This is a genomic window from Exiguobacterium sibiricum 7-3 (assembly GCF_000620865.1).
In the GTDB taxonomy this organism is placed as follows: Bacteria; Bacillota; Bacilli; order Exiguobacteriales; family Exiguobacteriaceae; genus Exiguobacterium_A; species Exiguobacterium_A sibiricum_A.
Genome location: NZ_KK211190.1, coordinates 409007 through 422280 on the forward strand (window position 1 = coordinate 409007; position 13274 = coordinate 422280).

Here is a 13274-nt window from a genome sequence, read left to right on the forward strand (position 1 = left end):
GGTGTCATGACAAAAGAAAGATGTTAAATTATGTCATGTTGATTAGTAATTAAAGGGAAAAACAATCAAATACATACAGATAATAAAAGGAGAATAATACCAATGAAGAACACGAAAAGAATATCAGTGGGATTACTCGCTACCGTCGTAGCAACAAGTAGCTTTGGTGTAGCACCGAAGCAAGCAGCAGCATATACATCCGGTGAAAAGCTCGATAACCATGTCATCTTCCAAAGCTTCAGCCTCTACCAACCGTATGACAGCAACATGTACCGGACTCTTGCCAAAAAAGGTGACCTGTTGAACTCATGGGGAGTAACAGATGTATGGATGCCACCTGCATATCGTTCATTTGATATGGCACGTTACATGGAAGGCTATGCTATTGCCGATCGGTATGACTTAGGTGAATTCCCACAAGGACCAGGCGGAGCGACGGCGACGAAATACGGAAAAGCCAGTCACCTCGAGATGATGGTCGACATGTTACATGACGATAACATCAAAGTTCAGATGGATTTGGTTCCAAACCAAATGCTTGGTTTGAACCAACGTGAAGCCGTCTTCGTTCGTCGTGCAACTAGCTCAGGGGAGCCGTTCGCAAATCCTTATACAGGTGGACAAATGACAAAAACGTTAGCAACACCATACTTGGCCTATACAAAAGGCGGCGGAATGGGACAGGCGAAATACGGTTACCTCAAAGAATGGAACAAAACCTTCTTAAACGGAACATCTCTTCAAGGTCAGGGTACAGGGCGTGTCATGACGGACAAAGCCGGTAAACCATACCGTTACTTTGGACCAAACAATGAGAAAAACTATCTCCCGGAATGGTTGGTTGAAGCGTCTAAAACACAAAGCCTGAACGTCGTTGATACATATCTTGCGGCAGATGGCTGGTATGAAGTATCGCCACAAAACTGGAAACCGATGTTGTCGCAGTATGCGAAAGATCCAGGATATCTTGCCTACATGAAAGAAAATGGTTTTGCCACAAAAGAAGCATTACTTGCATCTCCTGACAACACGAAGATTGCTAAATTGACTGAAGAATACATGAAAACACAAGCTGTCTACGGATATGGATCGGAAGAACGTTCGTATCAGAATGACAATTCGGGCATCGACATCGAAGATCAGTTCCTGTTCGTCGATGAAGCAGGTTTACCGCTTCAAGCCTACAACAAGACGATGACAAATAATGACGAGTTCCTGCTTGGAGTAGACTTGGCCAACTCGAATGCAGAAGTCATCAAAGAGCAAAAGAACTGGATGAAATGGATGCTTGAGACGTACAAGTTCGACGGATTCCGGATCGATGCAGCGTCGCACTATGATACGGCGATTTTGAAGGCGGAAGCGCAAGTCGCAAAAGAGCACTTCGGTAAACAAGAGCATTTGAGCTACATCGAAAGCTACAAGTCAGAGCAAAAATCGTATATGAAGGCAAACAATGATGAACAGCTCATCATGGATTCACCGCTCTACTTCACGATGCGGAATGCACTCGGGAACGAAATGTCAAAACGTCCGTTAAGTGCTATCGCAAGTGGTTCAACCGTCAACCGGGCAGGAGCAGGATCGACTGATGTGTCCGCCAACTGGTCATTCGTCAACAACCATGACCAGGAGAAAAACCGCGTCAACCAAATCATGCTTGATCTCTACGGTATCAAAACAGGCGTCCAGTACGCAGCAGGCGAAGAGCCGAAATCGTTCGAAAAAATGTACGATAAAGACACTGAGAAAAAAGCACTTAAAATCTACAATGCTGAACTGGCAAGCACGAAGAAAAAATACTCGGTCGATAACGTTGTCGCACAGTATGCATACTTACTGACCAACAAAGACACAGTCCCAACCGTCTATTATGGTGACATGTATCAAACGGATGCTTCATATATGACGAAACAAACACCGTATTATGATGAAATCACGAACTTACTGAAAGTCCGGAAACAATATGCATACGGCGCACAAAAAGTCGTATCGCACACAGCGAACACTTCAAAAATCGCCGGAGATCACTTGATTTCAAGCGTCCGTCTCGGTAAAAACCGGAATACGGGTGTTGCGACGGTCATTGGTAAAAAATCAGCGCTCAACACGACGATCAAAGTCGACATGGGGAAACTTCATACGAACCAAGTCTTCGTCGATGCAAGTGGTGTCAGCAAGACGAAACTCGTCACAGATAAAAACGGTATCTTGACGGTTCCGGTCAAAGGCATGAGAACAGCAGAAGTTAATGGGTATCTTGGTGTCTTCGTTCCCCAAACAACAAAAGCACCAACGGCAACGATTGAAAAAGCAAGTGTCTACCAAGGAAAAGGCATCAACCTGAAAACGAAAGTCGCAAATAGCTCATCTGCTGTTTCGTCGATCCGCTATCAAGTGGCAGATCCGTCAAAAGCAACAGTTGATACAATTGGACGTCTCGTTGGTAAAGCAGCTGGTAAGACAATGGTCACAGCAACTGTGACACTAAAAGACGGTTTCGTCTTGACGGCAACTTTACCGATTGAAACAAAAGTCAATACGGTCACACTCAAAGCAACTGGCAAGACATTAAAAACAGGTCAAGTGACGACGATTGGTTATTCGGCAGCGACGGATCAAATCAAGTCAGTCAGCTACGCCTCACTTAATAAAAAAATTGCAACCGTCTCGACAAAAGGTCAAGTCAAGGCAGTGAATAACGGGAAGACTTCGATCCGCGTGACGTATACGACGGTCGGAAACTACAAGGTCGTTAAGACATTCAAAGTCAGCGTCAAATAATCATCAAATCATCACCCTCGAGGTGATGGTTTTTTTTGGATTCCGGTCAATTGAACGAATTAGGTAAATACTTTTAAATATTCCACATTATCCCATAAATAAAGAGTATATTATAGGTGTATAGACCTAAGACGATTGAAGGAGTGCAGAGATGAAAAAACTTATTACAGGTAGCCTGACGGTTAGCTTACTTATAGGATTTGGTTTAAACGGAGAAGCGATCGACAAACAAAAAACGATTAGTAGCCAGCAGGTGGAGCATGCAAAAGCATTACCAACGTTCCATGGCAGTTATATCGGAGCACCGATGAAAGGACGATTTGACGAAGAAGGGTTTGACGTCTGGTACATGGATGCAGCCGACTTTATCACGGACGGGACGCATCTTGAATTTGAACTCGACTGGGACGTTTACGGGACGATATTTACGAGTAAAGCAGATGCCGATGCAGGTCGTGTCTACGACCGGTACTTTCAACGTAATGACGAAACGATGTATTTCCCGCTCAGCTGGAAAGGGCGTCAGTACTTAATTCTTGAAGGGTCTCCTGGCGATACGTACTCTGTCCCGTTTAGTGTGTCGCGGTACGAACCGGTTGATTTGACGAAAGGTTCGTCTGTCACGACGAAGGCGAGCACGGCACTGATCGTCAAAACAAAATCCGGTAAGATGCGTGCAAGTAGTGTCGGTGCCAAGTCGGTTCAGTCATTGGCACCTGAATTACGACTCGAAAAATTGACGTATCGATCGGCCGCGGAAGCGAACCAAGCGAAACAGAAACTTGAGCAATCAAGTTCGACAGCGTACGTCGAATACGATACGCCGGTTCAAGCGTTTGGCGCCGATGCGTTCAAACACCACCAGTGGTCACTCCTGAACACAGGACAGAAAAAAGGTCTCAAAGGAGCGGACATCGGTTTCACGGCGATGCAAAAACGGATTGCGAAAAAGAAACAGTCGACGACACTCGTCGCTGTCATTGATTCAGGCGTCAACCCGAGTTATGCTGATTTCGCCGGCAAGGTCCGGATGGATCTTGGATACGATTTCGTCAATCGTTCGAAGACGGCTTGGGATGATAATGGACATGGTTCGCATGTCGCAGGAATCATCGCCGCCGGTAGTGACAATACGTACGGAATGACAGGGATTAGTGCCAAAGCTTCGATCATTCCGATTAAAATCTTGGACGAAAGCGGAGCCGGTTACACGTCGGATCTCGTGAGCGGCATCAATCATGCTGTCAAAAAAGGAGCGAAGGTCATCAATCTTAGCCTTGGTGGTTATGCTTCATCTAAATCGGTCGAATCGGCACTCGCTTATGCGAAAAGCAAAAATGTCTTAGTCGTCGCTGCTTCTGGTAACGAGGCGAAAAAGGCATTGTCATACCCGGCTCGTTCAAAATATGTCCTATCGGTCGGTGCGACAGGGCGGACGGATAAACGTGCCTCGTTCTCGAACTATGGGACGGGACTTGATCTTGTGGCACCGGGTGTTTCGATTCCAAGTTATCTGGCGGACGGAGAACTCGCTTTTGCGAGCGGGACCTCGATGGCAGCCCCACATGTCGCGGCAGTCGCGAGTGTCTTGTACAGTCTGAAACCGACGATCAAAGCGACCGATGTCGAAAGTATCCTCAAAAAATCAGCGAAGGATCTTGGCAGTAAAGGGTACGATACGACATATGGATCGGGTCGTCTTAATGCCGACAAAGCAGCCAGTTACATTAAATGAAGCAAGGCGAATCCGTTCTTTCAAAGGATTCGCTTTTTTTTATGATTTATTTTAAATTTCCGGAAAAAATTCTGATGAAAAATCAAAAATCAGGTGTTTATCGTAAAAATTTCCATTATACTGGATGTATAGGACAAAAGGCATATAGAGGAGTGAAAAAATGCAAAAATGGTTAGTCGGCTTGACGGTTTTCGGTCTACTGGGAACAGCCGTACCGATTCAAACAGAAGCAGCAGGGACCGGTGCGCAAAAATTACCGGCGCTGGACGCGAAAACAAAGAAAGCCTACATTAAAGGAAAGTTTGACAGCAAAGGAAAAGCCTTGTTTTACTTTGATACAAAAACCTACCTGACGGGCGGCACTCACCTCAAGTTTGCTGCGGACGCTACGGAAGCGGTCACGGTCTATGAATCACAAACAGACTATAAACAACAACTGGTCTACGGACGGTACGATCAAGTTACGAATCAGTCGCTGATTTTCCCGCTCAGTTGGAGTGGACGTCAATACATAGAGATTGAAGGAAAGAAAAATACGGCGTTTGTCGTCCCGTTTAAACTTGAACGCCTGCAACCGCTTCGGGAGTCGATTGGTCAGTCTAGCACATCGGCGAAAGCGAGCAGTCTCGTCGTCAAATGGACGGGAACAGCTGATCAGAATCAGCAGTTGTCTGAGCAAACGGATGTCGTCAAACGGGAAACGATTGATGCAGGACTCAAGCTCGAAAAATTCACGTATCGGACGGTCATGCAGGCGCTTGCCGCAAAACGCCAACTCGAACAAATACGTGGCGTCGCTTATGTCGAACTCGATAGTCAGATGCATGGACTCGGAAATGATGTCTTCAAATCGTATCAATGGTCGTTGAATAATACCGGACAACGGGGTGGTGTCAAAGGAGCGGATATCAACTTCGACGCGATGAAAAAACGGATTAATTCGAAAAAACAATCGACGGTCCTCGTCGCGGTCATCGATACCGGGATCAACCCGACGTACGCCGATTTTGCCGGACGGGTCCGGATGGATCTTGGGTATGATTTTGTCAACCGCCGTCAGCTCGCCATCGATGATCATGGTCATGGCTCACACATTGCTGGTATCATCGCGGCGAACAGCAACAATACGTACGGCATGTCCGGCATCAATGCCAAAGCATCGATCATCCCGATCAAAGTGCTCGGGGAAGACAACTACGGTTCCAACTCGAATATCGCCAAAGGGATTCTGCATGCGGTGAAGAAGAAAGCCAAAGTCATCAATATCAGCATCGGTGGCGGATTCTCGTCCCGTGCGATTGAGGATGCTCTCGCCTATGCGAAAAAACAAGGTGTCCTTGTTGTCGTCGCGGCGGGGAATGAAGGAACGAACAAACTGTCCTATCCGGCACGGTCGCAGTATGCGCTCTCAGTCGGGTCCTCCAACCGGTTCGACAAACGATCGGCCTTCTCGAACTATGGCGAAGGACTCGATTTGATTGCACCGGGACAAGACATTCCAAGTTACCTGAGTGACGGGGTATCGGCCTTCTGGAGCGGGACGTCGATGGCAGCACCGCATGTCGCCGGTGTCGCGAGCGTCCTCTACAGCTTAAAACCGACGATCAAAGCGTCTGAAGTCGAAAGCATTCTCAAAAAATCAGCACAAGACCTTGGGGAAAAAGGATATGATACGTCGTACGGGTACGGACGGCTTGATGCTGATCGGGCTGTGAGACTCTTGAAATGAAAAAAGTAGAGGTAGCGATAAGACCGTTGAAACAACTGATCACGGGGCTCATTGTCGGTGTCCTCTGTCTGACTGCGACGATAGAAGTACAGGCGATATCGAAGGAAGAAAAACAGGTGCTAGCAACCTACCGGTCATTTGCGTTTGGGCTGACGTTGGTACAAGTCGCCAAAGTCATGTACGGAAAGTCCTACAAACAACACCTGACTGAGAAGAACGGGGCGACAGTCTTTAAGAAAAAGGCAATACGCGTCAAAAACGAACAAGGATATCGGACACGGACGTATGCTTTTTTCGACCGGTCGAAGACATTGCCGACGCGGATGGAACTGGAGTTTGATACGAAACGAAACAAGTCGACGTACTACCTCACCACGAAAGCACTCCAGTTTCTTGCGGATTCACCCACCGGATTACGAGAAAGTACCCGAACGATTCCTCATATCACAAGGATACACAGCGGACAAACGGAACGGCAACTGGATCGTCATGTCTCGGGTCAAGGGCTGGGACATGTGGCGATGCGGTGGAGTTGGGATTATACAGCCGTCCAGACAAAGCAGGAACGGAAAAAGTATAAGTACCTGGGGCAATCAAAAGTTTACGTGTTCGACAGTTCGAATCCGCACAAACAAATTGATCTGGTCATGCATTATGACGATCGTCATAAAAAATACAAAGTGAATTACTATTCTGTCTTAACGCTTGAAGAAGACGAGGTAAAGTAAAAAAGAGGAGCGTCATTCGTGCGAAAGAATATCTGGAAATATACCTTGATGCTGACACTCGCCACATCGATCGTATTCAGTGGAACGGCCAATGCGGCGACGACACAGGAAAAACAAGTCACGACTGCGTTTGCGAAGTATAAGACAGGAATGACGATTGCCGAGTTTGCGAAACAACGGTATGGCAAGACCTATAAAAAACATCTGACGAAAAAGAATGGACGGACGATTTTAAAGGAAAAGTCACCAAAAGAAGAGACGTCTAAAGATTTAGACTTCACAGTGTACTTCGTTCCCGGCAAAGAGGAAAAAAACTATATGACCTTTTTGTTTGCAGCTAAGCCGAAAGATAAAGTCTACCGTTTGGCATTAAGATCCCTTGAATTTAGTGGAGAGAATCCGATGGGCGTTCGGCAAAGCGATAAACAGCTGAAGCGAGGTAAACAAGTCGAGTACGATATGACGGAACAGCAGCTCGACAACGTATTGACAGGAAAAGGTCTGGGTGACTGGATGACATGGTCGACAACAGACTTCAGTCATAGCTTTTCAAAACAAGAGCTGAAAAAAATGGGTCTTGGTGAAGGAAAAACAAAAATCTATATTTTCCGGACAAATCATCCGAACAAACGTTTACAAGTCCATATGACATTCGATTCAAAGAAAAAAACCTATCGTGTCGATTGGATGGAAAATATATCGAGTACGCAAGAACTCTACTAATCCTAAAACAGAAAAGAGAGAACACACATGACAACAACATTTGGTAAATTAACAATCGCGGCAATTATCGCAGGTTCAACACTCATCGCCGGAACAGCAGAAGCGGCAACGAAACAAGAAACAAAGGTAACGACACAATTCAAGACGTTGAAGAATGGGATGACGATTGAACAGGCAGCAAAAGTTCTTTACGGAAAAGACTATAAAAAACAATTGACGAAAAAGAACGGAATGACCGTCCTCAAGCAAAAAGCAGAAGCGACGAGTACGACGCAAGGTCAAAAGACGACGATTTACAGTGTTTATGATCGAAAGGCTCCTGTCCTTTCTGATATGACGACGCTGATGTTCATGACGAAGAAGAACAGTTCAGTTTATCGTCTGACATCGAAGTCACTTGATCTGTTCCGCGATTCTTCGACAGGAGCACGTGAAAGCAAAATGAAGCTTGCGAAGGGAGCAAAAATCAAGACGGGAATGACTGAAAAGCAGTTAGATGGAGTTTTATCAGGAAAAGGATTAGGCGAATGGACTGGACTCGATTCAATTGATATGACATCTGTTCAAACAAAACAGGAAATCGACTTAGGGCTTGCCATTAAATTAGAATCAAAAACATATGTCTTCCCGACTGCAACAAAACAGAAAAAATTTGTCATGTTGGAATATAACGCGAAAAAGAAAACGTATGTCGTATCAAGCCAAATGTCATTTTAATATCTACTAAGGAGTTTACCAACCGGTAGACTCTTTTTTCATCTTTTCCCGTTTTTGACAATTCACAGCCGATTTTCAGTATACTCGACTGTAAGATCGTTTTTATTTGACCGATAGTAACGAGAACTCATGAAGTTACATAGGAAATAAGCTTTAAGAGAAGGGAACGTGGAAAAGTGGAACGTGTCAAAAAAAGAAGGAAAGTCAAAAAGCGGTGGACGCCGTTAAAGATTATGTTATTGATTGCCTTAGTATTGGTTGTCGGAGGTGGAGGGTTCATCGGTTATACCTATTACCAAGTCGACCAGACCGTCAAAAAGATTCAGTCGCCGGTCAAGAATACGGGTGATGAAGTCGTCGAAAAACAAAAACCGGTTTCTGTTTTATTACTGGGTGTCGATCGTCGAAAAGGTGAAACAAACGGACGAAGCGACTCGATTATGATCATGACGCTTAACCCGACACAAAATGAAAGTCGTTTGATTAGTATCCCACGCGATACGAAAGTCGACATCGTCGGTAAGGGGACAAACGATAAAATCAACCACGCCTATTCATTTGGGGGACCGGAGATGGCCATCAAAACAGTCGAGAAGTTCCTTGATATTCCAATCAACTATTATGCAGAAATCAATATGGAAGGATTCACTTCACTGGTTGATGCGGTTGGCGGCGTCACGGTCAACAACGATTTAGATTTCAAAGTCGGCGAGAAACAGTTCATCGTCGGGAAAATCAATTTGAACGGTGATGAAGCATTGAAGTATACGCGGATGCGTTATGAAGATCCGCGTGGTGACTTCGGTCGTCAAATGCGTCAACGCCAAGTCATCGAACAAGTTGTTGCCAAATTATCATCAGATGTTTCGGTCAGTAAGTTCAATGCGATCATGGATGTCGTCGGTAAAAACGCACAAACTAACGTGTCGTTCAAACCGATGCGGACACTTGCCTTCGATTACATGGATGCGTTTAAAAATCAAAAGAATTTAAAGCTTGAGGGAACAGGTGGAAAAGAAGCGGATGGCATTTATTACTGGCATCCGACCGAGGATTCACTGGCCCAAACGAAAACCGCATTACGTTATTCGCTTGGTCTGGAATAAACAAAAGGGACAATCCGAAAAGTGGATTGTCCCTTTTGCTGTTATAGATTTTGTTCCGCCAAGCGAACACGGCTGGTACTTGTTTCTGTTTGTTCGAACCGTTGCAGGCGATAAGAATTACTTGTCACAAGACCGGTCATCTCTGTTTCGAGTTGGAGGGGAGCGAGTGTCGCCAGTTCAGCATTGGTGATTGCCGTTTCCGTCCAGTCGATTGCAATGACTTTATTGTTTTGGAGCGTAAAAAAATGAGTTCCGTAAAACAGGTACGAGTTGACCTCGTCGGAAAACGTCCGTTCCGGTGGACCATAAGTACTATTTAAATCTTCTGCGGTTTTGCCGATAAGGTCAATGAGCGTCTCGGTGACAAAGCTTGTATCGAGATTGTCACTGACCCATGTCAATAAGGATTCATCGGCAATTGCGTCTCCGTTTAAAGACTTCGTCGTATCAGTATTTTTGATATAACCCGTCAATTCATCCGTCAATTCAACCTTACTGATGGAATCGGTTGTTTCAAGAACCCGGTAACCATCACCAAAGTCAGCTTCAAAAAGCAGATCGGTCAAGGCGGAGTCACTATAGATATTGCTGTTTCTAGTTTTGACGTAAAGGATATTTGATTCTTCTTTGATATCCGGTGCGGGTTCTTTTGTTTTTTCTTTTGATTTTTCAACAGTGACCGGTTGTTCGATGGTTGACTTCGGTTTGCTTGAAGACGGACTCGCGATGTAGTTGGAATAGACATACGTTCCGCCGGCACCAAGAAGGAAACATAAGATCAATAGAGCAACCCAGCCCCAAGGGATTTTTCTTTTAACACGTGGTTCTGGTCGGGTTTTTATTTTTTTTCGACGGACGGCTTCTGGTTCACGGTGTGTACGCGATAAGGATGGGGCGATTTCTTCCTGATCTTCTTTCGATTCGACCGGTCCATCTTCTTCAAGGATGGGACGGGCGACGAGTGTTCCATAAAAATCAGCCAATTCATCATGATGTTTGCCGGCTAAAAAGGCTGACCATTCGTCGGCGGTTACTGTATCCTGCTTGAACGGAACAAGTGGTGTCTGACCGGTCAAACGAATCATCGTGTCCGTTAACGACTCTGTCGAAGCAAGGCTTAAACGAATCCGTTCATGAAGGCGGCGGATGTCTTCTTCCGAGTGCGATGTATAGTATTGAAGGGCTTGTAGAGAGCGATGCATGAAGATCTTCCTCCTATGTTGATATCCGGAAATTCATGTAAAAAGAAACATGTCATTCTTTATTATACGCAACAAATTTCAAAAAACGTATGTTATTTCCTGAAAATTAATCAACCATTTCCCAATTTTTTGTTATACTGAGTTCTAGTTGATGAAAAAAGACACCGTATTAGACAAATAAAGGAGAATAATCAAACCATGAATGAAACGATCAGCTTACAAGAATTATTTTCAATTTTGAGAAAATCGCTTTGGCGGATTCTCGCACTGACCATCGTCGCAGCCGTCATCTCATTTGCCGTCAGTACCTTTTTGATCAAACCGACGTATCAAGCCGGTACACAGATTTTGGTCACACCGAAAAAACAGGAAAACGATGTGATTGATGCTTCGCAAGTCCAATCGTCCGTCACACTTGTCAATACATACCGTGTCATCATCAAAAGTCCGGCCATTCTCGAAAAGGTTCAGGCAGAAGTGGAAAATGCTCCCACTAGTATTAACGCCTTAAATAATATGATTACCGTCGAAAGTGAACAAAATTCACAGGTTATCAACGTTTCCGTTCAAAGTACCGATGCTGCTCTTGCATCAAACGTCGCCAACTCCGTCGCCAACGTGTTCAGTGAAGACATTACGGATTTGATGAATGTCGATAACGTCAAAGTGTTATCTGTTTCAGGCATTCCGACAGCTCCGGTCAGTCCAAATATCATTTTGAATACAGCGATTGCCGCAGTGGTTGGCTTCTTATTAGGTGTAGGACTTGCTTTCTTACGTGAAGTACTCGACCGTCGAATCCGGACAGAGGAACAAGTTCAGCAAATTCTTGACTTGCCTGTTTTAGGAAGTATCCCGGATATCGACAGCAAAGTCTTCAAGTCATCAGCGAAAGCAACAAAACGAGAGGCGGCAAAACAATATGGCTAAGAAAAATAAGATGAATAAAGATGCCCGTAATCTGATTACAGTCACTCAACCGAAGTCGCCGATTGCCGAGCAATACCGGACCATCCGGACAAATATCGAGTTCATGGCAGTGGATAAAGAGATTCAAGTCATGCTTGTGACATCAGCCACACAAAGTGAAGGGAAGTCGACGACTTCTTCGAATCTCGCGGTCGCATATGCGCAACAAGGAAAAAAGGTCTTGATCATCGACACGGATATGCGTCGTCCAACGGTCCATTATACATTCCGGGTTGCCAATGGTCTGGGATTATCGAGCCTGTTGACACGCCAAGCCGAGCTTGAAAAAGCTATCCTACCAACAAAAGTCGAAAATTTATCGATCTTAACGGCAGGACCGATTCCACCGAACCCGGCCGAGCTGTTGTCGTCAAAAGCGATGGAAAAATTAATTCTGCAATTGCGTGACGAGTATGATGTCATCATTTTGGATGCTCCGCCGTTACTGCAAGTCGCGGACAGCCGGATCACATCTAAACTGACGGACGGTGTCGTGCTGGTCGTCAGCTGTATGACATCGGATCGTCAACGTGTCCTTAAAGCTAAAGAACAACTCGAACTGGCGGAAGCGAAGATCCTTGGCGTCGTCTTGAACCGCCGGGAGCTGACGGATGATTCAGCGTATCAATACTATTATTCCTATGAATAAGGGGTGCCATCATGGTTGATCTTCATTGTCATCTTTTACCGCTGGTCGATGACGGTCCGGCGAGTATCGAGCAAATGTTACAGCTGGCGGAGCAGGCAGCAAGTGAAGGGATCACACGAATCATCGCGACCCCGCACCTGTTTCATCCGCAGTTCGAGACGGAAGACGTCGATGTGAAACTGACCGTTGATGAATTAAATGTCTTACTCCATCAGCGCAATATTCCAATCACCGTCTATCCGGGGCATGAGATTCGTTTGACGGGTGAGTTAATCGAAGAAGTCCAAAAGGGGACGGCATTGCCGCTTGCGGATTCACGTTATTTACTGATTGAATTTCCTTCGACCGGAATCCCGTCGTATGCGCGACAAGTGTTTGCCGAATTAATTTCTGACGGCTACGTTCCCGTCATTGCGCATCCGGAAAAAAACAAAGCTATCATCCAGAATCCGACATTGTTGTTTGATTTAATTTTAAATGGTGCAATCAGTCAAGTGACTTGTGCGAGTCTGATCGGTAAGTACGGTAAGGATGTCCAACGTTTTGCCGTTGCCTTACTTGAAAACGGTTTGGCTCATCTCGTGGCGTCAGACGCCCACCATACTGAAAAGCGTCCGTTCTACTGGGAACAATGCCGAAAATATTTGGAGCATGAATTAGAAGACTGGTTGTATGAAGAAATTTATGAGAACAATGAAGCGGTTCTTCTGAACCAGCTCGTGACGATTAATCCTCCGAATCCGGTTGAAAAGAACTGGAAAGGTCAGTGGGTATAAAGGATTTAATGTGAAGAAAATGTAAAGAGAGTGAAAATCCACTCTCTTTTTTCTGTGTTAACGCTTACATTATTAACAATTGGAAAACTTTATGGAATGGATTCAACTGGATGTGGTATTGTAATTTACATAAAGAATACCAAGTTGATTATATTA

The 13274-nt window shown here is 45.1% G+C and carries 11 protein-coding genes; 10 read left to right on the forward strand and 1 reads right to left on the reverse strand.

From position 1 onward, the window contains the following. Positions 1–102 precede the first annotated feature (102 nt). From P402_RS0103115 to P402_RS0103145, 7 genes are all read left to right on the forward strand, one after another. Positions 103–2784 (forward strand): glycoside hydrolase family 70 protein, encoded by a 2682-nt coding sequence (locus P402_RS0103115; protein WP_026827371.1) that lies wholly within the window; start codon positions 103–105, stop codon positions 2782–2784. Between the two features lie 151 nt (positions 2785–2935). Further along, positions 2936–4519: a S8 family peptidase gene (locus P402_RS16145; protein WP_026827372.1), complete on the forward strand. Its 1584-nt coding sequence runs from the start codon at positions 2936–2938 to the stop codon at positions 4517–4519. A 160-nt stretch (positions 4520–4679) separates the two neighbouring features. Next, positions 4680–6248, forward strand: a complete 1569-nt coding sequence (locus P402_RS16695; protein WP_026827373.1) for a S8 family peptidase — start codon at positions 4680–4682, stop codon at positions 6246–6248. Positions 6249–6274: 26 nt separating this feature from the next. Next, on the forward strand, positions 6275–6976 hold the full coding sequence (locus P402_RS0103130; RefSeq protein ID WP_026827374.1) for a hypothetical protein: 702 nt from the start codon (positions 6275–6277) through the stop codon (positions 6974–6976). An 18-nt stretch (positions 6977–6994) separates the two neighbouring features. Beyond that, the gene (locus P402_RS0103135) at positions 6995–7699 is read left to right on the forward strand and encodes a hypothetical protein (RefSeq protein WP_026827375.1); all 705 of its coding nucleotides are present in this window, start codon (positions 6995–6997) and stop codon (positions 7697–7699) included. Between the two features lie 27 nt (positions 7700–7726). Further along, on the forward strand, positions 7727–8416 hold the full coding sequence (locus tag P402_RS0103140) for a hypothetical protein (RefSeq protein WP_026827376.1): 690 nt from the start codon (positions 7727–7729) through the stop codon (positions 8414–8416). Between the two features lie 233 nt (positions 8417–8649). Further along, positions 8650–9522 carry an LCP family glycopolymer transferase gene (locus P402_RS0103145; protein ID WP_235188812.1) on the forward strand — a complete coding sequence of 291 codons (873 nt, stop codon included), beginning with the start codon at positions 8650–8652 and terminating at the stop codon, positions 9520–9522. A 41-nt stretch (positions 9523–9563) separates the two neighbouring features. On the opposite strand, the gene P402_RS0103150 is transcribed toward P402_RS0103145, so the two are convergent. Next, positions 9564–10724 carry a hypothetical protein gene (locus P402_RS0103150; protein WP_026827378.1) on the reverse strand — a complete coding sequence of 387 codons (1161 nt, stop codon included), beginning with the start codon at positions 10722–10724 and terminating at the stop codon, positions 9564–9566. Positions 10725–10922: 198 nt separating this feature from the next. Here P402_RS0103150 and P402_RS0103155 point away from each other — a divergent pair, with 198 nt between their 5' ends. From P402_RS0103155 to P402_RS0103165, 3 genes are read left to right on the forward strand one after another with little or no spacing between them, the layout of a single operon-like run. Then, positions 10923–11654, forward strand: coding sequence for a YveK family protein (locus P402_RS0103155; protein WP_026827379.1), 732 nt, complete (start codon positions 10923–10925; stop codon positions 11652–11654). Continuing rightward, positions 11647–12342 carry a CpsD/CapB family tyrosine-protein kinase gene (locus P402_RS0103160; RefSeq protein ID WP_026827380.1) on the forward strand — a complete coding sequence of 232 codons (696 nt, stop codon included), beginning with the start codon at positions 11647–11649 and terminating at the stop codon, positions 12340–12342. Before P402_RS0103155 ends, P402_RS0103160 begins: the two co-directional genes overlap by 8 nt. Positions 12343–12353: 11 nt before the next feature. Further along, on the forward strand, positions 12354–13118 hold the full coding sequence (locus P402_RS0103165; RefSeq protein ID WP_026827381.1) for a tyrosine-protein phosphatase: 765 nt from the start codon (positions 12354–12356) through the stop codon (positions 13116–13118). Positions 13119–13274: the final 156 nt, after the last annotated feature.